Origin of the sequence: Nonomuraea sp. NPDC049480, assembly GCF_044465905.1 — a bacterium.
GTDB lineage: Bacteria > Actinomycetota > Actinomycetes > Streptosporangiales > Streptosporangiaceae > Nonomuraea.
This window is the reverse complement of record NZ_JBITMD010000007.1, coordinates 354,097-380,318: the sequence shown is the minus strand read 5'-3', so window position 1 is coordinate 380,318 and position 26,222 is coordinate 354,097. Positions and strand designations below refer to the sequence as shown.

At 69.9% G+C, this 26,222-nt stretch carries 23 protein-coding genes; 9 read left to right on the top strand and 14 right to left on the bottom strand.

Annotated features, from left to right (window positions below):
• Window positions 1–132 precede the first annotated feature (132 nt).
• From ACIBX3_RS22960 to fbaA, 3 genes are all read right to left on the bottom strand, one after another.
• Window positions 133–1,416, bottom strand: coding sequence for an adenylosuccinate synthase (locus ACIBX3_RS22960; RefSeq protein ID WP_397120047.1), 1,284 nt, complete (start codon window positions 1,414–1,416; stop codon window positions 133–135).
• A gap of 99 nt (window positions 1,417–1,515) precedes the next feature.
• Window positions 1,516–1,926 carry a DUF3151 domain-containing protein gene (locus ACIBX3_RS22955; protein WP_397120045.1) on the bottom strand — a complete coding sequence of 137 codons (411 nt, stop codon included), beginning with the start codon at window positions 1,924–1,926 and terminating at the stop codon, window positions 1,516–1,518.
• Between the two features lie 121 nt (window positions 1,927–2,047).
• Entirely contained in the window at window positions 2,048–3,073 is a 1,026-nt protein-coding gene (gene fbaA / locus ACIBX3_RS22950; protein WP_397120043.1) for a class II fructose-bisphosphate aldolase, read from the bottom strand.
• 128 nt (window positions 3,074–3,201) lie between these two features.
• Here fbaA and ACIBX3_RS22945 point away from each other — a divergent pair, with 128 nt between their 5' ends.
• Window positions 3,202–3,903, top strand: a complete 702-nt coding sequence (locus tag ACIBX3_RS22945; protein WP_397120041.1) for a DedA family protein — start codon at window positions 3,202–3,204, stop codon at window positions 3,901–3,903.
• Between the two features lie 64 nt (window positions 3,904–3,967).
• Entirely contained in the window at window positions 3,968–4,390 is a 423-nt protein-coding gene (locus tag ACIBX3_RS22940; protein ID WP_397120039.1) for a hypothetical protein, read from the top strand.
• Here ACIBX3_RS22940 and pyrE read toward each other — a convergent pair.
• Together pyrE and ACIBX3_RS22930 are read right to left on the bottom strand one after the other, a co-directional pair.
• On the bottom strand, window positions 4,387–4,920 hold the full coding sequence (gene pyrE, locus ACIBX3_RS22935; protein WP_397120037.1) for an orotate phosphoribosyltransferase: 534 nt from the start codon (window positions 4,918–4,920) through the stop codon (window positions 4,387–4,389). The genes ACIBX3_RS22940 and pyrE overlap by 4 nt on opposite strands.
• Complete coding sequence (locus ACIBX3_RS22930) at window positions 4,917–5,573, bottom strand: hypothetical protein (RefSeq protein ID WP_397120035.1); 657 nt, start codon at window positions 5,571–5,573, stop codon at window positions 4,917–4,919. Before ACIBX3_RS22930 ends, pyrE begins: the two co-directional genes overlap by 4 nt.
• A 125-nt stretch (window positions 5,574–5,698) precedes the next feature.
• Here ACIBX3_RS22930 and ACIBX3_RS22925 point away from each other — a divergent pair, with 125 nt between their 5' ends.
• Both ACIBX3_RS22925 and ACIBX3_RS22920 read left to right on the top strand, forming a co-directional pair.
• Window positions 5,699–8,023, top strand: a complete 2,325-nt coding sequence (locus ACIBX3_RS22925) for a sigma-70 family RNA polymerase sigma factor (RefSeq protein ID WP_397120033.1) — start codon at window positions 5,699–5,701, stop codon at window positions 8,021–8,023.
• A gap of 181 nt (window positions 8,024–8,204) precedes the next feature.
• On the top strand, window positions 8,205–9,452 hold the full coding sequence (locus ACIBX3_RS22920; RefSeq protein WP_397120032.1) for an NYN domain-containing protein: 1,248 nt from the start codon (window positions 8,205–8,207) through the stop codon (window positions 9,450–9,452).
• A 245-nt stretch (window positions 9,453–9,697) separates the two neighbouring features.
• Here the strand turns inward: ACIBX3_RS22920 and ACIBX3_RS22915 are convergent, their stop codons facing one another.
• The 3 genes from ACIBX3_RS22915 to ACIBX3_RS22905 all read right to left on the bottom strand — a co-directional run bounded on the left by ACIBX3_RS22915 (window position 9,698) and on the right by ACIBX3_RS22905 (window position 14,857).
• A complete protein-coding gene (locus tag ACIBX3_RS22915; RefSeq protein ID WP_397120030.1) occupies window positions 9,698–10,327 on the bottom strand; it encodes a two-component system response regulator in 630 nt (209 codons plus the stop codon).
• 3 nt (window positions 10,328–10,330) lie between these two features.
• Complete coding sequence (locus tag ACIBX3_RS22910) at window positions 10,331–14,509, bottom strand: HAMP domain-containing protein (RefSeq protein ID WP_397120029.1); 4,179 nt, start codon at window positions 14,507–14,509, stop codon at window positions 10,331–10,333.
• An 81-nt stretch (window positions 14,510–14,590) separates the two neighbouring features.
• Entirely contained in the window at window positions 14,591–14,857 is a 267-nt protein-coding gene (locus ACIBX3_RS22905; RefSeq protein ID WP_397120027.1) for a hypothetical protein, read from the bottom strand.
• 114 nt (window positions 14,858–14,971) lie between these two features.
• Between ACIBX3_RS22905 and ACIBX3_RS22900 the strand changes: the two genes are divergently transcribed.
• Window positions 14,972–16,174, top strand: a complete 1,203-nt coding sequence (locus ACIBX3_RS22900; RefSeq protein ID WP_397120025.1) for a PP2C family protein-serine/threonine phosphatase — start codon at window positions 14,972–14,974, stop codon at window positions 16,172–16,174.
• A 140-nt stretch (window positions 16,175–16,314) separates the two neighbouring features.
• Here the strand turns inward: ACIBX3_RS22900 and ACIBX3_RS22895 are convergent, their stop codons facing one another.
• The 3 genes from ACIBX3_RS22895 to rho all read right to left on the bottom strand — a co-directional run bounded on the left by ACIBX3_RS22895 (window position 16,315) and on the right by rho (window position 20,502).
• Window positions 16,315–18,081 carry a S9 family peptidase gene (locus tag ACIBX3_RS22895; protein ID WP_397120024.1) on the bottom strand — a complete coding sequence of 589 codons (1,767 nt, stop codon included), beginning with the start codon at window positions 18,079–18,081 and terminating at the stop codon, window positions 16,315–16,317.
• 144 nt (window positions 18,082–18,225) lie between these two features.
• On the bottom strand, window positions 18,226–19,281 hold the full coding sequence (locus ACIBX3_RS22890) for a putative RNA methyltransferase (protein WP_397120022.1): 1,056 nt from the start codon (window positions 19,279–19,281) through the stop codon (window positions 18,226–18,228).
• A 117-nt stretch (window positions 19,282–19,398) separates the two neighbouring features.
• Complete coding sequence (gene rho / locus ACIBX3_RS22885; protein ID WP_397120020.1) at window positions 19,399–20,502, bottom strand: transcription termination factor Rho; 1,104 nt, start codon at window positions 20,500–20,502, stop codon at window positions 19,399–19,401.
• Window positions 20,503–20,901: 399 nt separating this feature from the next.
• Between rho and ACIBX3_RS22880 the strand changes: the two genes are divergently transcribed.
• The 3 genes from ACIBX3_RS22880 to ACIBX3_RS22870 all read left to right on the top strand — a co-directional run bounded on the left by ACIBX3_RS22880 (window position 20,902) and on the right by ACIBX3_RS22870 (window position 22,353).
• Complete coding sequence (locus tag ACIBX3_RS22880; RefSeq protein ID WP_397120018.1) at window positions 20,902–21,042, top strand: hypothetical protein; 141 nt, start codon at window positions 20,902–20,904, stop codon at window positions 21,040–21,042.
• Window positions 21,043–21,052: 10 nt separating this feature from the next.
• Entirely contained in the window at window positions 21,053–21,796 is a 744-nt protein-coding gene (locus ACIBX3_RS22875) for an MBL fold metallo-hydrolase (RefSeq protein ID WP_397120016.1), read from the top strand.
• A gap of 80 nt (window positions 21,797–21,876) precedes the next feature.
• A complete protein-coding gene (locus tag ACIBX3_RS22870; RefSeq protein WP_397120014.1) occupies window positions 21,877–22,353 on the top strand; it encodes an NUDIX domain-containing protein in 477 nt (158 codons plus the stop codon).
• On the opposite strand, the gene ACIBX3_RS22865 is transcribed toward ACIBX3_RS22870, so the two are convergent.
• On the bottom strand, window positions 22,318–24,219 hold the full coding sequence (locus ACIBX3_RS22865) for a nitrate- and nitrite sensing domain-containing protein (protein WP_397120012.1): 1,902 nt from the start codon (window positions 24,217–24,219) through the stop codon (window positions 22,318–22,320). The genes ACIBX3_RS22870 and ACIBX3_RS22865 overlap by 36 nt on opposite strands.
• A gap of 62 nt (window positions 24,220–24,281) precedes the next feature.
• On the opposite strand from ACIBX3_RS22865, the gene ACIBX3_RS22860 reads away from it, so the two are divergent.
• Window positions 24,282–24,701, top strand: coding sequence for a hypothetical protein (locus ACIBX3_RS22860; RefSeq protein WP_397120010.1), 420 nt, complete (start codon window positions 24,282–24,284; stop codon window positions 24,699–24,701).
• Here the strand turns inward: ACIBX3_RS22860 and ACIBX3_RS22855 are convergent, their stop codons facing one another.
• Together ACIBX3_RS22855 and ACIBX3_RS22850 are read right to left on the bottom strand one after the other, a co-directional pair.
• On the bottom strand, window positions 24,702–25,076 hold the full coding sequence (locus ACIBX3_RS22855; protein WP_397120008.1) for a hypothetical protein: 375 nt from the start codon (window positions 25,074–25,076) through the stop codon (window positions 24,702–24,704).
• A 174-nt stretch (window positions 25,077–25,250) separates the two neighbouring features.
• A complete protein-coding gene (locus ACIBX3_RS22850; protein ID WP_397120006.1) occupies window positions 25,251–26,222 on the bottom strand; it encodes a ketopantoate reductase family protein in 972 nt (323 codons plus the stop codon).

Sequence of the window (26,222 nt, the reverse complement as noted above, 5' to 3'; positions counted from 1 at the left end):
TGGCCCAGGCACATATGCCCGCTGCCGCGCCGACCGATATCGCTGTCGGCGGCAAGAACATCGCCGACAGCGGTATCGATGACGCTGTCCCCCCTCCAGCGGGTGAACGGGATCGCCGCGCCCTCGACGCTGTCAGACGAGCGAGCGGATCACCACGGTCTGGTCGCGGCCCGGGCCCACGCCGATGGCGGAGATCGGGGCGCCGCTCATCTCCTCCAGCGTCCGCACGTACGCCTGCGCGTTCGGCGGCAGGTCGTCGAACGACTTGGCGCTGGTGATGTCCTCCTGCCAGCCGGGGAACTCCTCGTAGATCGGCGTGGCGTGGTGGAAGTCGGTCTGCGTCATGGGGATCTCGTCGTGCCGCACCCCGTCCACGTCGTAGGCCACGCACACCGGGATCCGCTCCAGCCCGGACAGCACGTCCAGCTTGGTGAGGAAGTAGTCGGTGATCCCGTTGACGCGGGTCGCGTACCGGGCGATGACCGCGTCGAACCAGCCGCAGCGGCGGTTGCGGCCGGTGGTGACGCCGTACTCGCCGCCGGTCTGGCGCAGCCACTCGCCCATCTGGTCGGTCAGCTCCGTCGGGAAGGGACCGGACCCGACCCGGGTCGTGTACGCCTTCAGGATGCCGATGATCTTGGTGAGGCGGTTCGGCGGGATGCCGGCCCCGGCGCACGCGCCGCCCGACGTGGGCGACGACGACGTGACGAACGGGTACGTGCCGTGGTCGATGTCGAGCAGCGTCCCCTGCCCGCCCTCCAGCAGCACGAACTTGCCCTCGTCCAGCGCCTTGGAAAGCACCAGCGAGGTGTCGGCGATGTGCGGCTTGAGCCGCTCGGCGTAGGCGAGGTACTCCTCGAGCACCGCCTCCGGCTCGATCCCGCGCCGGTTGTAGACCTTGGTCAGCACCTGGTTCTTCTCGGTCAGCGCGACCTCGATCTTCTTCGCCAGGATGCCGGGGTCGAGCAGGTCCTGCACGCGCACGCCCATGCGGGCGATCTTGTCCCCGTACGCGGGCCCGATCCCGCGCCCGGTGGTGCCGATCCTGGCCTTGCCGAGGTAGCGCTCGGTGACCTTGTCCAGCGCCTTGTGGTGGGGCATGATCAGGTGCGCGTTGGAGGAGATCAGCAGCCGCTCGGCGGAGATCCCCCGCGCGGCCAGGCCATCGATCTCGCTGAGCAGCACGCCGGGGTCGATGACCACGCCGTTGCCGATCACCGGCACGACCTCCGGGGAGAGGATCCCGGTGGGGAGTAGGTGGAGGGCATACTTCTGGTCGCCGATGACGACCGTGTGCCCCGCGTTGTTGCCACCCTGATAGCGGACGACGTAGTCGACGTCGCCACCGAGCAAGTCGGTGGCCTTGCCCTTGCCCTCATCGCCCCACTGGGCACCAACGAGAACGGCAGCCGGCATGGTTCAGTCTCCCGAGCACAAAACGAAAACCCCTGGCGCAAGCGCGACAGGGGCTCTTGCGTAGAGAGACTACCCGAACGTGCCCAAACACCCCAAGAGCTAACCCTGGGTCAGCGCGTCGTAACCATTTTCCGAGCTGTCCTTCAAGAACTGCAGGCAGCGTTCGGCCTCGTCCTTCTCGCCGATCGACTGGGCCGCCCGCGACAGCGCGTACAGGCAGCGCAGGAAGCCGCGGTTGGGCTCATGCTCCCACGGGATGGGCCCGTGACCCTTCCAGCCGCTGCGGCGGAGGTGGTCGAGCCCGCGGTGGTAGCCCGTGCGCGCGAACGCGTAGGAGGTGACGGCGTGCCCCTGGGCGAAGTACTCCTCCGCCAGCGTGGCCCACGCCGCCGGGTAGGCGGGGAAACGGGCGGCCACGTCGGAGGCCTTGACGCCGGATTCCAGCGCCTCTCTGGCCTCGGGCTGGTCCGGCAGATGAGTCGGGGGCGGCCCGGCGAGAAGGTTATCCATAGGACAAGTCATACCCGCCGGGCCGCGGTGGTGGCTACTGAGAGAAACCTGCGAATGGACCGCCGCTACGGTCTCGACCGGCTACGGCATCGGAGCGGCAGGCCGATGGGCAGGTTTCCTGTCAGGCGGAGCGCTTCGTGCCGGCGCTCTTGAGGTGCTCGCAGGCCTCGGCCACGCGGGCCGCCATCCCCGCCTCGGCGGCCTTGCCGTACGCGCGCGGGTCGTAGGTCTTCTTGTTGCCGACGTCGCCGTCCACCTTGAGCACGCCGTCGTAGTTCCTGAACATGTGGTCGGCGATCGGCCTGGTGAAGGCGTATTGCGTGTCGGTGTCGACGTTCATCTTGACGACGCCGTACGAGATGGCCTCGTGGATCTCCTCGAGCAGCGAGCCCGAACCGCCGTGGAAGACCAGGTCGAACGGCTTGTCCTGGTCGTACTTGGCGCCGACCGCGTCCTGGATCTCCTTCAGCACGCTCGGCCGCAGCTTGACGTGGCCCGGCTTGTAGACGCCGTGCACGTTGCCGAACGTGGCGGCCAGCATGTAGCGGCCCTTGTCGCCGACGCCCACGGCCTCGGCGGTGGCCAGCGCGTCCTCGGCCGTCGTGTAGAGCTTCTCGTTGATCTCGCCGACGACGCCGTCCTCCTCGCCGCCGACGACCCCGATCTCCATCTCCATGATGATCCGGGCCCGCGCGCACTTGTCCAGGAGCTCCTTGGCGATCTCCAGGTTCTCCTCCAGCGGCACGGCCGAGCCGTCCCACATGTGCGACTGGAAGAGCGGGTCGAGCCCCTTGGAGACCCGCTCCAGGGAGATGTCGATCAACGGCCGCATGAAGCCGTCGAGCTTGTCCTTCGGGCAGTGGTCGGTGTGCAGCGCGACCGTGACCGGGTATTTCGCGGCCACGATCCGGGCATACTCGGCCAGTGCCGTCGCGCCGGTGACCATGTCCTTGACGGTCGCCCCGGACAGGAACTCGGCACCACCGGTCGACACCTGAACGATGCCGTCGCTCTCCGCCTCCGCGAAGCCGCGCAGGGCGGCGTGCAACGTCTGGGACGAGGTCACGTTGATCGCCGGGTAGGCGAATCCGCCGGCCTTGGCCCGGTCGAGCATCTCAGCGTAGACCTCTGGAGTCGCAATAGGCATGATTCATCTCCCTGAGAAGTAACGGCTTCGCGCCAGGGCCCAGTATCCCGGCTCACTACCCGCTGTGGTAGAGAGAACTCGTGGGCGATGGTCACGTCGTGCATCCCCGGTCCGGGTAGGCTCTCCGCGTGGACTGGCTTTTGAATCTCCTCGACCCGACGTGGTGGCTCACGATTCTTGGCGCCTTCGCCACGGTCGGCGTCCTGGCCATCATCTTCGCCGAAACGGGTCTGCTGCTCGGGTTCTTCTTGCCCGGTGACTCACTGCTGGTGGCCGCGGGGATTTTCAGCTCTGCCTCGGTGGCCGCGGGAATGGGCATCGAGCCGCTCTCCCTCCCCGTCCTGCTGCTCGGCACCCCGCTGTGCGCGATCGCGGGCGCCCAGCTCGGGCATTTCCTGGGTGCGCGATTCGGCCGGAGGCTTTTCGACAAGCCGGATTCGCGGTTGTTCAAGCGGGAGCATGTGCTCAGGGCCGAGGAGTTCTTCGAGAAGTTCGGCCCGGCCAAGGCGGTCATTCTGGCCAGGTTCGTGCCGATCGTCCGCACGTTCATGAATCCCGTCGCGGGCGTGCTGGAGATGTCGCCCAAGCGGTTCTTCATGTGGAACATCGTCGGCGGCGTCGTCTGGACCGAGAGCCTGCTCCTGCTCGGCCATTTTCTCGGCGGGCAGGTCGACCCCAAGCAGATCGACAAGTACATCCTGCCGGGCGTCTTCCTCATCGTCCTGATCTCGCTGATTCCGATCTTCGTCGAGGTCGTCAAGAAGCGCCGGGAGTCCAAGAAGCTCCCCGCGCCCAGCGGCAAGCATCACCGCGTGGCCGATCGGCCCTGACTACCGGTAAGAGCGCCATACCACCGGTACGCTCCCACTTGTGGGACGCCACAGGTCAGATCCGATGGGCCTCGCCCGCCTGGCGCTCGCCGTACTGGCGGCGGGGGCTGTGGTGACGCTCCTGGTCATCGGCGGTCGCGCACTGATCGGCACGCTGAACACGCCGTCTCAGGCCGATCGCGAGCGCGCCTCCGCCCTGGCCACCGCCGACACCACCGCGGCCACCGACGACGCCAGTGCCCAGCCGCCGACCGTGCGCATCGAGTGCCTGGCCGAGACCTGCCCCACCGTCACGGTACGGGTGCCGGGCGGCGACGTGCTCCAGCACCGCGAGATGAGCAAGGGCGAGGAGGTCAACTACTTCGAGCCCGAGCTGGACGTGGTCCTCAGCGACGCGGGCACGGTCCGCGTCACCGAGAACGGCAAGCCCCGGGAGCAGGGCGAGCAGGGCGCGAAGCAGGCGTTCACCGTGCGGGCCCCCGGCTAGAGCCCCAGCTCCTGCGGCGTGAAGGCGGTGCGGTAGTCGAGCCCCTCGCCGGTGATCCGCTCCTTAGCGCCCCGGTCCACGATCGTGGCCACCGCCACGACCTCGGCCCCGGCCTCCCGCAGCGCCTCCACGGCGGTCAGCACCGAGGCGCCGGTCGTCGAGGTGTCCTCGAGCGCGAGCACCCGCCGCCCCTTCACCTCGGGCCCCTCGATCCTGCGCTGCAGGCCGTGCTCCTTCATCGCCTTGCGCACCACGAACGCGTCCAGCACGCGCCCGCGCGCCGCCGCCGCGTGCAGCATCGCGGCCGCTATGGGATCGGCCCCCAGCGTGAGGCCGCCCACCGCGTCGTAGTCGAGATCCTCGGTCAGGTCGAGCATCACCTTGCCGACGAGGGGGGCGGCCACGCCGTCGAGCGTGATCCGTCGCAGGTCGAGATAGAAGTCCGCCTCCATGCCCGAGGAGAGGGTGACCTTGCCGTGGACGATGGCCTTCTTCTTGATCTCGGCCAGCAGGTTGTCGCGATCTGTCATGCGTCCAAGCTTAGGCTCCTGATCAGGGCGAGGGCCTGCCCGTACGCTCTGGGCAACGGCCGCACCCACACCCGGGGGCGGCGGCCGTAGAGGATCTCGGCGTCGCGCAGCCGCGCCACCTTGTCCGCCAGCCGGTCGTCCTCCCGCGTGACCGCCCCCACCCGCACGGGCGTGAGCAGCGCGAGCGTCTCGTCCCCCGGGAAGGCCTTGCGCAGCGCCGTCGCCAGGTTGAGCACCACGGCCAGCCGTTCGGCCAGCTCCTCCGTCTTCCCGTACGGCTCCGCCACCACCAGGCACATGCCCGCGGCCGACCCCCGGTAGAGCTGCGCCAGCCGGGTACGCAGGTACGCCACCGTGACCAGCCCTGTCAGCGGATCCTCGCAGGCCAGCTCGCTCAGAGGGGTGAGGCTCTCCTCCGCCCACCCGGCCGCGAACGCGCGCAGTGCGTCGAACGGCGGCTCGCCCAGACCCGACACGGCGAAGAGCGCCGCCAGGTCGTTCATGCCCTCCGCGATGCCCACTCCGGCGGACGCTCGCGCCTCGCCCAGAGCCCGGCAGGCGTCCGCGAGGTCGCCGCTTCCGTACACGGCCCTGATCGTGCTTTCCACCTCGGGCGTCCACCAGTAATCGGCCAGAGACCAGCCCTCCGCCATGCTTCTGTCCCTCCACCGCGACGGCGTGTCGTCCTCCATGTCGGTAAAGACGGCGTCGCGGTTTAGTCATGACGGGGAATGCGGAATGATTGCGCGGGGCAACCCTGCGTAATCGTGAGGTCACTATGAGTGTCGAATTGCCGCAAAGCGATGCGGATCTGCTGCAGGCCGCCAAGGCGGGCAACGCCGCCGCCTACGGGCAGCTCTACGAGCGCCATGTCGTCGCGGCCCGTGCGCTGGCCCGGCAGCTCGTCAGGGGCACGGAGGTCGAGGACGTGGTCGCCGAGGCGTTCACGAAGATCCTCGACCTGGTGGGACGGGGCGGGGGTCCCGAGTCCGGCTTCCGCACCTACCTGCTGACCGTGGTGCGGCGCACGGTCTACGACCGTTCCAGGATCGAGAGCCGGCAGCTGACCACGGGCGAGATCGAGGACTACGACCCGGGGGTGCCCTTCGTCGACCCCGCGCTCGTCGGGCTGGAGAAGTCGCTGATCGCCAGGGCCTACCTGTCGCTGCCCGAGCGGTGGCGGGCGGTGCTCTGGCACACCGAGGTGGAGCGGAGCAAGCCGGCCGAGGTGGCGCCGCTGCTGGGGCTGTCGGCCAACGGAGTGGCGGCGCTGGCGTACCGGGCGCGGGAGGGGTTGCGGCAGGCGTACCTGCAGATGCACCTGGGCACCCGGCCGCAGCATGAGTGCCGTCCCGCGCTCGGCAAGATGGGCGCATACGTCAGAGGCGGGCTGGCCCGGCGCGACACCAAGGCCGTCGACGACCACGTGAACGGCTGCGAGGAGTGCCACGGGGTCCTGCTGGAGCTGAGCGACGTCAACCGCGGCCTGCGGGTCATGGTCGGGCCGCTGATCGCCGGGCCGATCTTCGGCGGCTACGCGGCCGGTCTGGCCAAGCCGGGGCTCGTCGGCGGCGGCGCGGTCCTGCGGGCGTTCGAGTGGTTCCGGCAGGCGGGCAAGCCCCAGCAGGCCGCGATGGCGGGCGGCATGGCCGCGGCGGTCGCCGCGGCCGCGCTCGTGCTGGGCTTGGAGGAGGAACCGGTCAAGAAGCCCGCGCCCACGCTGATCGCCCAGCCGTCCGCGACCGTGCGGCCGGCGCGGCCCGAGCCGAGGGAGGCGCCGGCGCGGGTCGTGCCCCCGGTCAAGACCGAGCGGAAACCGGTCAAGCCCCGGCTGCGCGCGACGGTCGATCCCCTCGGCGCGCTCGTCCGCGGCCGGCCGGGCATCATCGGCATCCGGCTGCGCAACTACGGGGAGGTGGCCACCGGGAACCTGGCCGTGTTCGTCGACCTGCCGGTGGGCGTGACGCTGATTCCGCCGGCCAGGCTCCACCAGGCCGCCGCCCTCCACGGGCCCGTGGGCACGGTGGACGGATGGTCCTGCCGCCCGGCCCGCGGGGGCGCCCGCTGTGTCAGAGGGCCGCTCCACGCCGGGCAGGGCACGGCGGTGTTCCTGCGGGTGCTGGTGGCCGAGAAGGCGCCCGAGGGGGTGGGGCCCGCCGTACGCGTCGAGGCGGGCTCTGTGCGGGTCAACGCGCGGGCCCAGGAGGGCGTGCGTGCGAAGGGCACGCCGGCCAGGTTCGCCACCGACGGCAAGGTGACCGTCAGGGCGATCGGCAACTCGCTGCTGACCTGCCCCGAGACGCGGACGGGCTGCACGCAGGCCCAGCTGCGGCAGGGCGACCAGCGCGACAACGACCTGTGGCCGATGACCGCGCTCGACCGTGACGACGTGCCGGACACCACCGCCTCCAGCGCGGCCCACCTGTCCGTGCCCAAGGGCAGCCAGGTGGTGTGGGCCGGGCTCTACTGGTCGGCGAGCGGCGATCGCGCCGGGTCGATCAAGCTGCGGCCGCCGGGGCGGCGGGCGTACGTGCCGGTGCGACCTTCCCACGTGGCCGTCCGCGACCTGCCCGCGGGACCCGTCTACCAGGCGTTCGCCGACGTCAGCAGATTGGCCGCGGGCGTACGCAGGAGCGGCACGTGGTGGGCGGCCGACGGGCCGCTGCGCGAGGGGGTGGCGCGGCACGCCGGATGGAGCCTGGTGCTGATCGTCACCGACCCCGCGGAGCCGTACAGCCAGGCCGTCGTGATCGACACGGCCACCGTGATCGGCGGCTCGGCCCGGCGCGTACGCATCCCGCTCGCAGGGCTGACCCCCGAGGCCGCCCCCGCCAGGCTGGAGATGGTGACGTGGGAAGGGGACGCCGACCTGGCAGGCGACAAGGTCTCGCTCGGCTCCGGCGCGCTCACCCCAGCGGGCGGCGAACGCGATCTCGCGAACGTCTTCGACGGCTCAGCCGGCGGCGTGGCGGAGATGACGTTCGGCGTGGACGTCGATACGGTCGGCGCGGAACTCGGAGTGGACCCCGGGCTGACGATCGCCACGGACAAGGACGTCGTCCTGTTCGGAGTGGCCGCGTTGAGCGTACGTGCGCGATCGTGACCGTGAACGGGACAAACTGGTACGGTCTGCCTGAAAGGTTTGGCGCCTCAGCGGGTGGCAGTCGAATCGTCGGGGATTAACCCTCGCGCGATCACTTGCTTTCATTACCCTGAGAGAGGGCCGCCTAGTCCGGTCTCTGACGGTGCAGAGCCAGCAAGGTCGGACCACCAGGAAAGGGGCGGTGTCAGTGGATCGCTGTGCGCTGTTCGTAGACGCTGGCTATCTGCTGGCCGACGGAGCGATGGCCGTGCACGGCACGCGCCATCGTGAAGCGGTTGCCTGGGACTACCCCGGGCTGCTCCAGCTGATGACCAGCCTGTCGCGCGAGCGCACCGGCCTGCCGCTGCTGCGGTGCTACTGGTACGAAGCGACGGTCGAGGGCCGCCGCACGCCGGAGCACGACGCGCTGGCCGACATCCCGGGCCTCAAGCTCAGGCTGTCGCGCATCCGGCCGGGCCGACGCGAAGGCGTCGACGCCCAGGTCCACCGCGACCTGATGACTCTCGCCCGCAACAACGCCATCTGCGACGCGGTGATCGTGAGCGGGGACGAGGACCTGGCGCAGGTCGTGTGCGACGCGCAGGACCTCGGCGTCAGGGTGAGCGTCATCCACATCGCGGCCGAAGGCGGCTGGGCCGTCTCGCGGTCGCTGCGGCAGGAGTGCGACGACCTGGTCGAGCTGGGCGGCGTCCACCTGCGGCAGTACGTCTCCCTGGTGACCGGCGTCACCGAGTCGTCCAACGGGCACCACCACCAGCAGCAGCTCAGCAACGGACAGTCCGCGCACTCGCTGCCGCCCTCCCTGCCCCAGTCGTCGCTGCCCCCGTCCACCGGCAGCCACGCCGCCGGCTCGTCCTCCTCCAACAGCCAGCCGTCGTCGAACGGGCCGGTGTCGTCGGGGCGCGGGCGTTCGTCGTCGTCCACGCCGCCCTCGCTGCCCGCGTACGGCGGCTACCAGGACGAGCAGCCGCCGTCCACGCCGCAGCGCTCGGCTCCGGCGACGGGGCCCATCCCGGCCCAGCCCCAGCCCCAGGCGCAACACCAGGCCCCGTCGCAGTCGCCCAGCACCGGTCAGTTCGCCTCGCCGGCCAGTGGGGGGACGTACCAGCCTGCGCAGCTCGGGCCGTACACCGGGCCGCAGCCCGCGCCCGTCGCGCCGCCGTCCGCCGCGACGGCGGGCGCCACCACGCTGTCCGACGCCGTCAAGGCCGCCCACCGGGAAGGGCACGACTTCGGCGATTCGGTCGCCCGGGACGCGCCGGCGTTGTGGCTGGAGGCCGTGCTGGCGCGCAAACCGCGCATGCCGTCCGATCTGGAGGCTCGCCTGCTGCAGGGCTCGTCCTTGCCGATCGACTTCCTGCTGCACGACGAGGTCCGTCACGCGCTACGGCGCGGCTTCTGGGACGCCCTCGAACGCGCTCGCCACTGACCCTTCCCGCGTCACACCCCCCGCTCAGAACCTCCGCCCGCTTCCCGGGCCCGTGCTCCCCCCGCGCGCTTCTCGGCCGACGCCTCTTTCCGGCCGCACCCTTCCGCCTCGCCGGCGGCATTCCTTCGCCCCGATCACGCCGCTCGTCGCGTGTCCGCGTCGTTCCACGCCGGCCGGCGTGCCTCAGCACCCCTGCCCGTTGGGGCGCCCTGAGGAGGCGCCCGGCCGGGCAGTGGCGGGGGCGGTCAGGACAGAGCGTCGAAGCCGGCGCGCAAATGCGTCACCCGGTCCGTGAGGTCCGACAGCGGGGAGGCCAGCGCAGGGTCCTGGGACTTGCGGACCATTTCCCGCATCCGGGCCAGCTCGTCCTCCACCGCGGTCAGCCGCCGGGACAACTCCGGCAGCACGGAGGCGTGATCGCCGGTCCCGGGCGGCAGCTCGCCGGTGAGCCGCTCGCGCAGCATGGACGCCTGCTCGGCCAGGCGTTTGTTCATGTTGTACAGCTCGCTGAACACCGACACCTTCGCCCGCAGCACCCACGGATCGAACGGTTTGGTCAGATAGTCCACCGCGCCCGCCGCGTACCCGCGGAAGGCGTAGTCCGGCGCACTGTCCACGACGGTCAGGAAGATGATCGGGATGTTCCTGGTCCGCTCCCGCCGTTTGATGTGCGCGGCCGTCTCGAACCCGTCCATGCCCGGCATCCGCACGTCGAGCAGGATGAGCGCGAACTCGGTGTTGAGCAGCGCCTTGAGCGCCTCTTCGCCCGACCGGGCGCGCACCGGCACCAGGTCGAGCGAGCTGAGGATGGCCTCAAGAGCGATGAGGTTCTCCTCCCGGTCATCGACCAGCAGGATCTTCGCACGATCCGCCATCAATCACGACCCTTCGGCTGATGTGTCGGACGTGGCGCCCCGGCCGCGGCTGAGCCAGCCGCGGAGGCGTTCGAGCAGCCGGTCCACATCGACCGGCTTGGGGACGTAGTCGGACGCGCCCGAGGCGATGCTCTTCTCCCGATCGCCCCGCATGACCTTGGCGGTCAGCGCGATGATCGGCAGGTCGGCGAACTGCGGCATGCGCCGGATGGCCGAGGTCGTGGCCCAGCCGTCCATCTCCGGCATCATGATGTCCATCAGTACGAGAGCGACGTCCTCATTGCGTTCGAGCTGCTCGATCCCCTCTCTGCCGTTCTCAGCGTAGACGACTGTGGAGCCGTGGCGCTCCAGCACGCTGGTCAGCGCGAAAACGTTGCGGATGTCGTCGTCCACGATGAGGATCTTCGTGCCGTTGAGCGGGTCGTCGCCCTGCCACTGGGTGGGCGTCTCGATCGGCGGCTCGACCAGCTCGGGCATCGGCAGGTCCAGCGGCAGCGGCGGCTCGGGCACCGTGGCGGTGGCCGACTCGTCCATCGGCGGCGTCATCAGCTGCCGGCGTGCCACGCCGCCATCGGTGGCGGCCAGCGGCCCGGTGTACGACGCCGGCAGGTAGAGCGTGAACGTGCTGCCCTTGCCCAGCTCGCTGTCCACGTGGATCTCGCCGCCCAGCAGCCTGGCGATGTCCCTGCAGATCGCCAGGCCCAGGCCGGTGCCGCCGTATTTCCTGCTCGTGGTGCCATCGGCCTGCCGGAACGCCTCGAAGATGACGTCCCGCTTGTCCGGCGCGATCCCGATGCCGGTGTCGATCACCTGGAAGGCCAGCAGATCACGAGCGTCGTGCAGGGTGTCGTCGTCGAAGTCGACCCCCGGCGGCGCTATCGAGACACGCAGCTTGACCTCGCCCCGCGGCGTGAACTTCACCGCGTTGGAGAGCAGGTTGCGCAGCACCTGCTGCAGGCGCTGCTCGTCGGCGCGCAGCTCGTTCGGCACGGCGGAGTCGACCTCCACACTGAACGCCAGGCCCTTGTCCTGCGCCAGCGGCGTGAACGCCGCCTCCAGCAGGTCGACCATCTTCGGCAGCGACACCTGGATCGGGTGGATGTCCATCCGGCCCGCCTCGACCTTCGACAGGTCGAGCATGTCGTTGATCAGCTGGAGGAGCGCCGACCCCGCGCTGTGGATCGTCCGGGCGAACTCGACCTGCTGCGAGGTCAGGTTGCCCTCCGCGTTCTCGGTGAGCAGCTTGGCCAGCACCAGCAGGCTGTTGAGCGGTGTGCGGAGCTCGTGCGACATGTTCGCGAGGAACTCGGACTTGTAGCGCGAGGAGACGGCCAGCTGCTCGGCGCGCTCCTCCAGGGTGCGCCGGGCCTGCTCGATCTGGAAGTTCTGGATCTCGATCGCGCGGTTCTGCTTGGCCAGCAGCGCCGCCTTGTCCTCCAGCTCGGCGTTGGACCTGCGCAGCTCCTCCTGCTGGCGCTGCAGCTCGTCAGAGCGCTCCTGGAGCTCCCTGGTGAGCCGCTGGGACTCGGTCAGCAGGTCCTCGGTGCGGGAGTTGGCGATGATCGTGTTCATCGTGACGCCGATGGTCTCGACGAGCTGCCGCAGGAAGTCCAGGTGCACGTCGCCGAACGGTGTGAACGAGGCCAGCTCCAGCACGCCCAGCACGCGGTTCTCGAACAGGATCGGCAGCACCACGATCTGCGCGGGCGTGGACTGGCTGAGCCCGCTCTCGATGGTGATGAACTGCGGCGGCACGTCGTCGAGCACGATGTGCCGGCCCTCGGCCGCCGCCTGGCCGACGATGCCCTGGCCGATGGCGAAGCGCTGGCGCGGCCCGCGGCCGGGGCGTACGCCGTAGCCGCCGATCAGCACCAGCTCGTGGTCGCCCTCGGGGTCGATGCCGTAGAAGGCGCCGTAGCGGGCCGACACCAGCGGCGTCAGCTCGCTCATCGTCAGCTTGGCCACCTCGAACAGGTCGCGGTGGCCCTGCATGAGCCTGGAGATGCGGGCCAGGTTGGACTTGAGCCAGTCCTGCTCCTGGTTGGCCTGGGTGGTCTCGCGGAGGTTGGCCACCATCGAGTTGATGTTGTCCTTCAGCTCCGCCAGCTCGCCCTGCGCCTCGACGGCGATCGAGCGCGTCAGGTCGCCGCGCGCCACGGCGCTGGTCACGGTGGCGATGGCGCGCACCTGGGTGGTGAGGTTGCCGGCCAGCTCGTTGACGCTCTCGGTGAGCCGCTTCCAGGTGCCCTCGACGCCCTCGACCCGCGCCTGGCCGCCGAGCTGGCCCTCCGAGCCCACCTCGCGGGCGACTCGGGTGACCTCGGAGGCGAACGACGACAGCTGGTCCACCATCCGGTTGATGGTGGTCTTCAGCGCGAGGATCTCACCCTGGGCGTCCACGTCGATCTTGCGCATGAGGTCGCCGTTGGCGACCGCCGTGGTGACCTCGGCGATGTTACGCACCTGGTAGGTGAGGTTGTTGGCCATGAAGTTGACGTTGTCGGTGAGGTCCTTCCACACACCCGACACGCCCTGCACCCGTGCCTGGCCGCCCAGTTTGCCCTCGGTGCCCACCTCGCGGGCCACGCGGGTGACCTCGTCGGCGAAGGACGACAGCTGGTCCACCATCGTGTTGAGGGTGTCCTTGAGCTGCAACATCTCGCCCTGGGCATCGACGGTGATCTTCTTCGACAGGTTGCCCTGCGCCACCGCGGACGAGACGGCCGCGATCTGCCGCACCTGCGAGGTGAGGTTGTTGGCCATCGAGTTGACGTTGTCCGTCAGGTCCTTCCAGACCCCGGACACGCCGCGCACCTGCGCCTGGCCGCCGAGCTGGCCCTCGGTGCCCACCTCGCGGGCGACTCGGGTCACCTCCGAGGCGAACGACGACAGCTGCTCGACCATCGTGTTCATGGTCGACTTGAGCTCCAGGATCTCGCCCTGGGCGTCCACGTCGATCTTGCGGGTGAGGTCGCCGTTGGCCACGGCCGTGGTCACCTGGGCGATGTTACGCACCTGGTAGGTGAGGTTGTTGGCCATGGAGTTGACGTTGTCGGTGAGGTCCTTCCAGACGCCCGACACGCCCTTCACCTCGGCGCGGCCGCCCAGTTTGCCCTCGGTGCCGACCTCGCGGGCGACTCGGGTGACCTCGTCGGCGAAGGAGGACAGCTGGTCCACCATCGTGTTGAGGGTGTCCTTGAGCTGGAGGATCTCACCCTGCGCGTCAACGGTGATCTTCTTCGACAGGTTGCCCTGGGCCACCGCCGTCGCCACCGTCGCGATGCTGCGCACCTGCGAGGTGAGGTTGTTGGCCATGAAGTTGACGTTGTCGGTGAGGTCCTTCCAGACCCCGGACACGCCGGTGACCTGCGCCTGGCCGCCGAGCTGTCCCTCGGTGCCGACCTCGCGGGCGACTCGGGTGACCTCCTCGGCGAAGCCGGAGAGCTGGTCCACCATCGTGTTGACGGTGTTCTTCAGCTCGAACATCTCGCCCACGGCGTCGACCGTCACCTTGCGGCTCAGGTCGCCCTTGGCCACCGCCGTGGTCACGACCGCGATGTCGCGCACCTGCGCGGCCACGCGCGAGGACATCGTGTTGACGGCCTCGGTCAGGTCCCGCCAGCTCCCCGACATGCCGCGCAGGTTGGCGCTGCCGCCCAGCCTGCCCTCGGTGCCGGCCTCGCGGGCCACCCTGGTGACCTCGGAGTTGAACAGCGCGAGCTGGTCGACCATGCCGTTGATGGCCTTGCCCAGGCGGCGCACCTCGCCGCGGGCAGACCGGTCGAGGTCGATGCGCCGCGACAGATCTCCCTTGGCGACCGCGTCGATCACGTCGGCCGCGCCGCTCACCGGGCTCACCAGGGCGTCGATCAGCTGGTTGACCGACTCGACGCTCTCGGCCCACGCGCCGACGCCGGGTCCGGGCGTCAGACGCTCGCCGAACCGGCCTTCCTTGACCACTTCCTTGCGGACGCGTACCAGCTCGTTGGCGAGATGCTCGCGCCGGTCGGCCACCTCGTTGAGCAGCAGCCGGACCTCGCTCATGATGCCCGGGGGCGCGTGAGGCACTCGACGCCGGAAGTCGCCGTCACGCCAAGCGAAGAGGGTCTCCAGGATGGGTACGAGATCCGATTCGGTGTACGTCCTCTCTTCTGGGCTTGGCGCGGCTTTGGCCGTGGTCATGGGGCCTCCTTCACTCGCTGCGGGCCTCGGCGAGTGATTCAAGTCTGTCACGATGAGTAGCTCGTAGTCCTGTCCTTGGATTTACCCCAAGTCAGCGAGAAGTGTGGTAGTCACGGTGGGATGACTGCTTCTCCCCATGCGCTGCTCGCCGCGACGTTCGCGCCCGGCGAGACCGCTGTGACGTCTGCGATGAGGTTCACGCGCGAAGTGATGACCGCGTGGGCCACCGGTGGCGTGCTCCATACCGCCGAGCAGGTCGCGGGAGATTTGGCCGAGCAGGTCGCCGACGAGCCGTTTGAGGTGATTTGGAAGCATTTTGGGGATGCTGTACAGGTCGAGTTCCGGCAACGAAGCGTCTCCCCGAGTGATCCAAAGGCTCCTTCCGCGAACGTCGAAGAGTGGGGAGTCACCTTTGCGGGCGATTCCCGTGTCCACTGGGCTAGGCTCACGCTACCTGGCTCCGTGGACAGGGTGGCGGCCGAATGGCTGGAAGAGAGCGCCCGAGGACCACATTGGCTGGGGTTCCTGGCTGACGCGAGTGACCTGCTCGCCGGCACTCTAGACCCCGACATGGTGCCGGCGCTCGTCGCCCAGGTCGTGGTGCCGAGGCTGGCGAGCTGGTGCGCGGTCTACACCTCCGACGGCGCCGCGGGCCCCCTCCGGCTGTCCTACCTCTGGCACGCGGACGAGGCGCGGATCGACGGGCTGCGCGAGCAGCTCGCGGACATGGACATCTCGGCCGCCGGCACCAGGGTCACCTCCACCGTGCATATGGCGGATTCGCAGATCCTCGCCGTGCCGCTCACGGCGCGCGGCCGCGGCCTCGGCATGATGTGCCTGGGCCGGCCCGACCGCTTCCCCGACGATGTCATCCAGTTCGCCGACGACATCGGCAGGCGTGCCGCGCTGGCCATGGACAACGCCAGGCTGTATGCCCAGCAGGCGGCCGCCAACCGCGCGTTGCAGCGCAGCCTGCTGCCGCCCAACGAGCCCGAGGTCCCCGGCCTCGACTACGGCGTCATCTACGAGCCCGCCGGCGAGGCCAACGAGGTCGGCGGCGACTTCTACGACCTGTTCAAGGCCGGCGACGACTCGTGGCGGTTCGCGATCGGCGACGTCTGCGGCACCGGCCCGGAGGCCGCGGCCGTGACCGGCCTCGCCCGGCACACGCTGCGGCTGCTGGCACGCGAGGGATACGGCGTGGCGGCCGTCCTCGGCCGGCTCAACCAGGCGATCCTGGAGGAAGGGGAGCGGGCCAGGTTCCTCACGCTGCTGCACGGGGACATCACGCCCGTGGACAGCGGCCTGGAGATCCGCCTGGTGTCGGCCGGCCACCCGGAGGCGCTGCGGCTCAAGCCGAACGGCAAGGTCGAGGCCGTGACCACGCCGCAGTCGCTGCTCGGGGTCTTCCACGAGGTCGTGTTCGAAGCCGACACCGTCCACCTCGAGCACGGCGACGTGCTGCTGGCCGTCACGGACGGGGTGACCGAGCGGCGCTCCGGCGGGCGCCTGCTCGACGACGACGGCGGCCTGGCCAAGCTGCTGGCCGAATGCGCCGGGCTGTCGGCCAGGGCGGTGGCCGAGCGCATCCGAAGGGGCGCGGCCGAGTTCGCCTCCGAGCCGAGCGCCGACGACCTGGCCATCGTGGTCCTGCGCGCCCGCTGACGGCCGGTCGGCCGCCGGCGGGTGTACGTTGTGGTGATCGATGACGCCTCCCCGTGACGGCCGGTTCGCGCGATGGTGACAGCGGGAGGCGCCGACAATCAAGCCCCCGAGTCAGCCAACTCTTTACAGAGTGTCAGAAGTCAGCATGAATCCACGTGCTTCCTGGCGAATTCCAGCTGCAGCGCGATCTGCGCGATCCGCTCGGACACCACCTGCGACCCGCGGGTGGCGTCGTACATGTACACCTCGTGCTCCCGCCCGTGTTCGGCGAGCTTGGCCACGTACTTCTCGACCTGCCGCAGCGGGCAGCGCGTGTCGTTCTCCCCGGCGAGGATCAGCAGCGGGCTCTTCACCTGGTCGACGTACGTGATCGGCGAACTGGCGGCGTACCGCTCGGGCTGCTCGTCGGGTGAGCCGCCGAACAACGCGCGGTGGTAGGCGCGCAGGCTCTCGGCCTCGTCCTCGTACGACGTCTGGTGGCAGGCGATCGGGACCGCCGCGATGCCGGCCGCCCACAGGTCGGGCTGGGTGCCGAGGCCGAGCAGCGTGAGATAGCCGCCCCACGCCGAGCCGGCCAGCACCAGCCGGTCCGGGTCGGCGATGCCGCGCTCGACCACGCAGGTGCGTACGGCCGCCACGTCGGCCAGCTCGATGTGCCCCACGTCGCCGTGCAGCGCGTCGCGCCAGGCCGAGCCGTAGCCGGTCGAACCGCGGTAGTTGACCCGTACCACCGCGAAACCCGCGTCCACCCAGGCCGCGACCTCGGGTGAGAAGGCGTCCCGGTCGTGGGCCGTCGGCCCGTGGTGCAGCAGGAAGACGGTGGGGAAGGGCGTGGTGCCGGTCTCCGGCTTGGAGATCAGCGCGTGGATGCGGCCACCCTCGCCCTCGACGTCGACGTCCTCCGCGGGCACGCTCGGCGGGGCGGCCGGGCCACCGGGGTTGACCACGACCTGGCCGCCGCTTGAGCGGATGACCGGCGGGTGGGAGGCGCTGGACCAGGAGTACTCGACGTGGCCGCCGGGCCGGGGCGCCGCCTCGTCGATCACGCCGTGCGGCGTGTCGATGAGGGTCAGGCCGCCGCCGGCGAGGTCGTAGCGGTGCAGATGGCTGCGGGCCCGGTCGTCGCGCCGGATCAGCAGGCCGCGGGCGTCGTCGTACCACTCGGCGTCCAGGTCGCCGGCGTCCTTCAGCCAGATCTCGCGTTGCTCGCCGGTCACCGGGTCCCAGACCAGGGGCTCGTGGCGCTGGCGGCGCTCGTGCAGGGCGAGCAGGCGGCGGTCGCCCACAACCGGGGCGAAGCGGAGCCCGACCACGCCCTTGCCCGGCCCGTCGTACAGCTCGCTGACCGTGTCGCCGTTGGCGCGGACGACGCGGAGCGCGGGGTGGCGGAAGTCGCCGTACTCACCGTGGTTGATCGCGATGAGGGAGCCGTCGAGCGACATGTCGGCCACCCACGCGGCCTCGGTGTGCCTGTAGAGGAGCCGCTGCGGCTCGCCCGCGCGTACGAGGTGGATCCGGAACGTGCCCTCGCTGGCCAGGCTGATCGCCGCGAGGCCTGTCGTGGACAGCGCGATGCCGCCGGGCTGGCCCGGCGGCAGGCCCTCGGCGACCGGCTCGTCGGTGCCGCCGGTGAACGGCTGGCGCCACCACACGCCGAACTCGTCGCCGTCCGTGTCGGCGAACCAGTAGATCCACTGGCCGGTCGGGTCGATGGCGGCGAACGCCGTGCCCTTGGGACGGTCGGTGACCTGCCGGATGGCGCCCGTCACGCGGTCCCAGGCGTAGACCTCCCACTTTCCGGTGGCGTTGGAGCGGTAGATGGAGCGGTTCGGGGCCTGACGCGCCCAGGAGGGCAGCGTCATGCGCGAGGCCCGGAACCTGGCCTGCCAGCGTTCCTCCGCCTTCATCCGCCGCGCCCCCTCCCGTTGATGCCCCGCGCCTCCCGGCTCGGGATGCCGTCCAGTATTGCGCCTGTGCCGGAGAAATACTTAGGGAATGTGGGGGAATTTCGGACTAAATGCCCCATCAGTAACACCAGTCACACATGTCCGTCAAGGAACAGGTCTTGATCGGACTGCGGGCTCGAAGATAGACAGTTGAAAGGCCGCGTGCGTCACGACTTTCTCTCGACTTTTCGCCTCACTTGTGGCGACATTTCGGGAGATATATCGCGCGATCCGCTCATCGAGGTCGGCCGGGTCGGTGTGCCACGCACTCGGGCCCATCCCGACCACCTGCGCGATGTCGCCGGGGCCCAGCTCCATGTCGAACTCGATCGAGCGCCGCCCGGTCTCCGCGAAGCCCTCCATGCTCCGCGCGACCCTGCGGTCCTTCTCCTCGTCGACGGAGAGCAGTCCCAGCTCCTCGACCAGCGGGCTCAGGTGTTTCCGCGCCGGCGTGACGACCACCACGACGCCGTCCGGCCGCAGGATCCTCCTGAATTCGGGCCCGTTCCTGGGCGCGAAAACGTCGATCACCACGTCGGCCACCCCATCCTTGATGGGAAGCGGCCGCCAGACGTCGGCCACGAATGCTCCCGCCCTCGGATGCACCCGCGCCGCCCGGCGTACAGCGTGTTTCGACACATCGAACGCCATCCCGATGCCATCGCTCACGGCATTGAGCACGGTCGCCAGGTAGTGCCCGGTTCCCGCGCCTGCGTCGACGATCACCGGCGCGGTCCTGCCCGCCGTGCGGCGACCTTCGACGTCGTCCCGGCCAGACACAGGACCGCCTGCTGGTCCCACGCCGTAACCGGCCTCCATTCCCGCCCCACGGTACGCCCTCAACTCCCCGCCGTCATTCGTTTCTGTAGAGGACTCGCGTTCTAGTGGAACGGCCTGGCTTTCGGCGTGCTTTCGTACGGTCTCGGCCACGGCGTCGGCGAGCGGGGCATAGTGTCCGGCGTCGAGAAATTCGGCCCTGGCGGCCACCATCGCCGCGCTGTCGGCCGTACCCGGGGGTCTGTTGCCGACGAGCAGGCTGACGTACCCCTGTCGGGCGACGTCGAAGGCGTGCCCGCCGGCGCACCGCAGCGCGCCTTCGCCCAGGCGCAGGTCGGCGCGGCAGACCGGGCATATGAGGTATTCGACGATGTCAGCCAGCATGCGGCCCATTCTGGTCCACGGCCACACCGGTGCCGGCACCCCTGTCGCTGACCGTTTCACGCCCTTTCGCCCGTGCTGAGAGACGGGCCCGAAGGGCCGGTGGGTGGCGGCAGAAGGTCAGGTCCTCGCCTCGAGGAGGAAGGCGGCGTTGGAAGGGGTGGAGCGGAGCTTGCCGACCAGGAGCTCGAGTCCTTGCTGCTTCTCCATCGCGGTCAGCATCCGCCGCAGCCGCCAGACCACCTGCTTCTCCTCGGCATGCAGCAGGATCTCCTCCCGCCGCGTCCCCGAGGTGTCCAGGTCCACGGCCGGGAACAGCCGCCGCTCGGCCAGCTCGCGGACGAGGTGCAGCTCCATGTTCCCCGTCCCCTTGAACTCCTCGTACAGGTTGTTGTCCATCCGCGACCCCGTGTCCACCAGCGCGGTGGCGAGGATGGTGAGGGAGCCGCCGCCCTCGACGTTGCGGGCGGCGCCGAAGAAGCGCTTGGGCGGGTAGAGAGCGCTGACGGCGATGCCGCCGGTGAGGATGCGGTCGCCGCCGGGCGCCAGGTTGTTGTACGCGCGACCCAGCCGCGTCAGCGAGTCCAGCAGCACGACCACGTCGCGTCCGCCCTCGACGAGGCGCTTGGCGCGTTCGATGGCCAGCTCCGCGATGGCGGCGTGGTCGCGGTCGGGGTGGTCGAAGGTGGAGGAGAAGACCTCGCCGTCGATGGTGGCGCGAATCTCGGTGACCTCCTCGGGCCGCTCGCCCACCAGCACGACCATGAGGTGTACCTCGGGGTGGTTGCGGGAGATCGCGGCGGCCAGCGCCTGGAGGATCATGGTCTTGCCGGCCTTGGGCGGGGCGACGATGAGGCCGCGCTGGCCCTTGCCGATGGGGGCGAACAAGTCGATGACGCGCGTGCTGAGCGACTCGGTCTCAAGGGTGAGCCGTTCGGTCGGATGGACGGGCGTCAGGTCGGCGAAGCTGGGCCGCTCGCGCCACCGCGTGGAGCCGTTGACGGACTCGACGCGGGCGAGCTTGTTCCCGGCGAACGAGGCGACGACGTGGTCGCCGGGCCGCAGGTCGAACTGCTTGATCTTGTCGGGTGGCAACCGGACGTCGCCCGGTCCGGGAAGGTGCGCGGCCCGGATGAACGCGGATTTGTCGCGTACGTCCAGGAGGCCGCTCACCTGCCGGATGGGCACGTCGGAGCGCTGTTCGGGAATGGTGTGCACAGACATGATGGGTCCCTCTGGGGGTATGCGCCGTCCCAGGAAGGTCGGCGGGTGATGAAGGAAGCCGGGCCTCGATCAAAGGTCGGGGCGGGGCTGAGATGAAGATCAGCGGAGCTGTAGCTCAACGCTGGTGGGAACATACCACACGTTCCGACCCATGAAACGCCTAGCCCTCTTGGGCTATTCCCGGGCGGTTCTCGGGTCTTCCCTCACGATCTCGCGACACGGCGCGTGACAATGTTCTTCTTAACGCCGCGCTGCGAGGAAAATTACCGCAGCCGGTGTTTCAGAGGGCACAGAAACCCCACCGCGGCCGCGGCATCGTGTCATCAAGCCACCTGCAGGATCCCTGCAACTCGGTGGGGGTTCCATAGGACCAAGAGAAACTCCTTGGGGGAGAGCACCATGAAGACCGTCAACTGCCCGCGGTGTCACCACGAGCTCGACGAGGGCCCGATCATGTACCGGTGCGCGAACTGCTGCCGCGCTGTCTACGCCGCCGACCTCGAGAACGAGTACGTCCCGCGCGAGCCGGTCGCCGCCTAGTCTGAGGCGTGTGCCGCATCAACCGATAACCGTGTCCGGCGTCGAGGTGACACCGCTCTGCGACGCCGTGGGCCCGATGGGGGCGGCGATCCGCCGCCCGCTCGCCGAGATGTTCCCCGGTTCGGGGCTCCAGGACGAGCCGTGGGTCCTGCACTTCCACTGCTATCTGCTGCGTACCGCGGCGGGCCGGCTCACGCTGGTCGACACCGGCATCGGCGGCGCCGACTCCCCGGCGTCCAGCTGGGCGCCGGTTCCCGGCACGCTGGCCGGCGAACTGGCCGCGGCGGGCGTCACGCCCGCCGAGATCGACACCGTCGTCCTCACCCACCTGCACAGCGACCATGCCAGTGGCGTGGTGACCGACGACGGCAGGCCGGCGTTCGAGAACGCGCGTCACGTGCTCCAGCAGGCCGAGCTGGACGCCGCCCAGGGCCCGTCGCTCGACCGGCTCATCGCCCCGATCAAGGGGCAGCTGCAGGTCGTCGAGGGCCAGGCCGAGATCGCGCCCGGCATCCACGTGCACCTCGCGGCCGGGCACACGCCGGGCCACCAGATCGTCCGAGCCGGCGACGTGGCCATGACCGGCGACCTCGTCCTCCATCCCGTCCAGCTCGACGACCCGGGCGTGCGCTACCTCTACGACGACGACCAGGAGGCGGCCGCCCGCACCCGCGCCGAGGTGCTCGGCGGGCTCAAGGCCGAGCGGGCGATTCTCGCCACCGCTCACTTCAGCGAGCCGTTCCTGCGTCTTTGAGCAAGGTCTTCTCATGAGACTCGCGTCGTGACCAAGGTGAAGAAGCAGGCGTCGCCGCGGGTTCTGCCATAGTTGCCTGAGTGAGCGATTTCTGGGCCACGGTCAACCGGGTGATCACAGGGGCGGCGGCGTACATCACGGACGAGCGGGGGCGGGTCCTGCTCGTCGATCCCAACTACCGCGAGCACTGGTCCTTCCCCGGCGGCATCATCGACGCGGGGGAGCATCCCGCGCAGGCGTGCGCCAGGGAGGTGGCCGAGGAGGTCGGGCTCGTGGTGGAGGTCGGCAGGCTGCTCACGGTGGCCTGGGTCGAAGGGGTGCCGAACGTGCCCTATCCGCTGGTCAACTTCATGTTCGACTGCGGGGAGGTGGCCTCCGGCACGCTCATCACGCTGCAGACGGAGGAGCTGGACGACTACGGGTTCTTCACCGTCGAGGAGGCCGGGCGGCTGCTGGCGGGCCACGCCTATCAGCGACTGCTGGCCGCCAGGGCCGCCAGGGAATCCGGCGGGATGGCGTACCTACCGCCGGCTGAGGACCGGCTGGTCGGCCAGTAGCGAGGACGGCAGGGCCGCCATCGCGGTCAGGCCGCCGTACGGCGAGGGCGTCAGGGTGACCTTGATGCCGTGCCTGGCCGCCAGCCTGCTGACCACGAAGAGGCCGAGCCGGTCGCTCTGCGCCAGGTCGAACTCCGGCACCTTCGCCAGCCGGTCGTTCAGCTCGTCCAGCTCCACGCGCGGCAGGCCGAGCCCCCGGTCCTCGACCTCGGCCATCAGACCGTGCGGCGTGGTCGAGGTCCGCACGTCCACCTTGGTCTGGGGCGGGGAGAAAAGGGTGGCGTTCTCGATCAGCTCGGCCATCAGGTGGGCCACGTCCGTGACCGCCGACCCGTGCACCGCGAGCGGCGGCGTCTGGAGCACGTCCACCCGCTCGTACTCCTCCACCTCGGCCACGGCGGCACGCAGCACGTCGAGGACCGGCACCGGGTTGCGCCAGCCGCGCCCCGGGGTGTGGCCGGACAGGATGATCAGGCTCTCGGCGTGCCGTCGCATGCGGGTCGTGAGGTGGTCGAGCTTGAACAGGTCGGACAACATGTCGGGCTCCTCGGCGGCCCGCTCCATGCTGTCGAGCTGGAGCAGCTGCCGGTGCAGCAGCGACTGGTTGCGCCTGGCCAGGTTGACGAAGACCTGGCTGACGCCGTTCCGCAACCTGGCCTGATCCACCGCGGCCTCGACGGCCGTGGACTGCACCTGGTTGAACGCCTGGATGATGTCGTCCACCTCGGCGCTGTGCGTCCTGACCTCCAGCGGCGCGACCTCGGCAGGCGTGGGGCTGGAGGTGTCCGTACGCAGCCGCTTGACCAGTCTGGGCAGCCGTACCTCGGCCAGCTCGGTGGCGACGTCGCGGAGCCCGGCCAGCTCGCGCACCAGGCGCTTGCGGAAGCGGAGCGACAGGATGATCGAGGCGACGACCGCGACGAGGCCCACGCCGCCCGCCACGCCGATCTTGATGAGCATGCCGGCGGCCACCGGGATGATCCGCTCCGTGATGCCGGTGACGGCCGCGGCCTGGTTACGCTCGACCGCCAGCCACAGGTTCTCGCCGTCGATGGTCCAGGTGGCCGCCGTCGCGGGCAGCCCGTTCGTGGCCGCCTGCCCCTTGATGGCGTCCTCGGCGCGCAGGAACTCCTTGTGGACGAGCGAGGAGGCCAGTTGCTCGTACGGCCCGCGCAGGTCGCCGTCCAGGTGCGAGAGCGCCTGCGAGTACAGCAGCCGCCGGGTGGCGACCATCCCCGTGAACGCCTCCCGTTCCCTCGGCTCCACCCGGCCCTTCCCCAGCACCACGGCGATCAACGCCCGCTCCCTGGACAGCACGTCCTTGGCCTCGCCCAGCATGGTCACGGCCTTGGCCTGCTGGTAGAGCGCCATGTCGGGCACCAGGACCATGGCGTCGTACATGCGGAAGGACGCGTCCACGATCTGGCTGTAGGCGTCGATGACGTCGAGTGGCGCGGCGGTCCTGCCGTCCACGTCGCGCCGGATCTCCGTGAGCTGGTCGAGCTTGGCGTTCAGCGCGGTGAGCTGCGCGGTCATCTCGGGCGACAGATCACGCACCGACTTGACCAGGGTGCGGAACGTGGCCACGGACCGGTCGGTCTCGCCGCGCTGCTTGGCGAGCGCGTCCGCGCCCTGGCCGCTGGCCAGGAGCTCGGCGGAGGTCAGCCGCTCCTGCTGCAGCTTGATGTTGACCTGCTCGGACGGGATGGCCAGGTTGGAGGCCACATCATTGATCGCGAGCAGGCGCACGCCGTCGCCGCCCGTCAGGCCTGCCGCGAACGCCCACAGCCCGACGAGGGACAGCAGCGGGACGAGCAGCAGGACGAGCAGCTTCACAGCGATGGGGCGGCCACGCTTGGGGGGCATGCGACCTCCGGGTGCATGATGAGATCGCCTCGCAGATTACACCCCTCTTTGGAAGGATTTCTGTGCGTCTTCCGCGTTCCCTTTCCGGCTGGACCATCGCGGTCTTCGGATTCCTCGCCTTCGCGCTCGGCCTGCTCGGGTTGATCTCGCCCGTTACGTTGCTGGTCATGCTGGGTTTCGAGGTGCTCGACGTACGGCCCGCCGGGGACTACACGCTGGTCTACATGGCCGCCTCGTCCATGGCGGCGGTGAACATGGGCGTGTACTACATGTTCGCGGCGGCGGCGGACTACACGCCGTTCTTCCGCTGGACCGTGCCGTTCCGGATGGTCACGTTCGCGGTCTTCACCACGCTGGTGGTGACGGGGGCGGCGCCGGCGAAGTTCTTCGGCGTCGGGCTCTGGGAGGGGCTCGGAGCGCTGATCACGGGATTCGCGCTCTGGCGCGAGGGCAAGCTCATGCCCTCGCGCCAGACGGCCTGATCACGGATTGTCGGGGCCGCGGGCCACGAGGCGGTCGCCGGAGGTGGAGGTGGAGGCGGAGGTGGAGGTGCGCTCGCGCTCCAGTTGCCGTTCCAGATCGCGCTTCTCGTCCTCCAGCCTGGCCGCCCGGCTGGAGGCCTCCGCCCTGGCGCTACGCAGTCTGCGGCGCTGCCTGGCCGTCCGGCGCGAACCCGAGCCCAGCATCCAGAGGCCCAGCACCAGGACGACCGCGGTGGCGGCCCCGGCGAGGAACATCTCCAGGTGGTTGAGCTCGAAGGTGTATCCGAAGAGGATGTACCTGCTGGTTTCCTCGGTGAGGACCAGGGCTACGGCGCCGACGGCGAGCAGGACCAGGAGCAATCCCAAGAGAATCATCCAACTCACCCCTTGTCGGTGTTTATTGGGCCGAGCCAGGCTCGGCGTGCTGTGACGGGTGTCCTCGTTTTGCTGCGGATCCATCCCAGCGGCGCTTCAACTGCCCAAGTGACGTCGGGGTATGCGTGATGATCGGTGGCCGTTCCGGTGTGGTGATCGAGAGCACGCTGGAGATCAGCGGGATTCGGCTGCGCAACGCTCGTCGATGAGCGCGAGCAGCGTCTCCAGCGGCATCGAGGCGGGCGGGAGCTGCTCGCGGGCGTGCCTGTTCGCCTCGCGCCGCAGCACCTCGTTGACGGGGGTGGGCACGCCGTGCAGGCGGCCGAGCAGGACGATCTCGCCGTTGAGGTAGTCGGCCTCGATGGAGCCGCTGGCCCTGGCCAGGCTCTGCCACGACGAGCCGCCGCCGCGGGCGACGCCCTCGACGGGGCGGGCGTCCACCTGGTGGCCGCGTACGCGCGCTTCTTCCTCAGGGGTGTTGTACGCGATGCCGGCCCGGTCCAGCACGGCCCTGGCCTCGGCCCTGGCCCGCTCCACCACCGTCGCCATGCCGTCCGGGTGACCGACCAGGGCTTCGACGGCGTTGCCCAGGTTGCCGATCAGCTTGCCGTGCTTCCAGCGCATCACGTCGGGGTCGGCGCGTGCCACCAGCCCGCGCTTGCCGAGGTCGGTGACGATCTGCGCGGCCAGGTCGTCCACACCCTGGGGATAACGTCCGACGTGCAGCATCCCGGAGTACGGGTGCCCGTACGCGGCCACCACGCCGGGCTCCAGATGCAGGGCGGGCAGCCACACGCACACGCCGTAGACGCGCGGGAACCGCCGCAGGACCATGCGCTCGTTGTCGACGCCGTTCTGGGCGCACACCACGGGCAGACTGTCCGGCCAGCCGGCCAGGGCGGCGATCGTGTCCTGGGACTTGGTGGCCAGGATCAGCACGTCGTCGTCACGCGGAGGCACGGGGCCGTCGGCGGCGGGGATGTCGAGGGTTTCGACCGCCTCCGGGGTGATCAGGCGGAGGCCGTCACTCTTCAGCGTCTCGTAGTGCGCGCCTCTCGCGATGAGGAGGACGTCGTGCCCGCCTTGGTGGAGGCGGGCGCCGATCGTTCCGCCGACTGCCCCTGCTCCGATCACTATGTAGCGCAT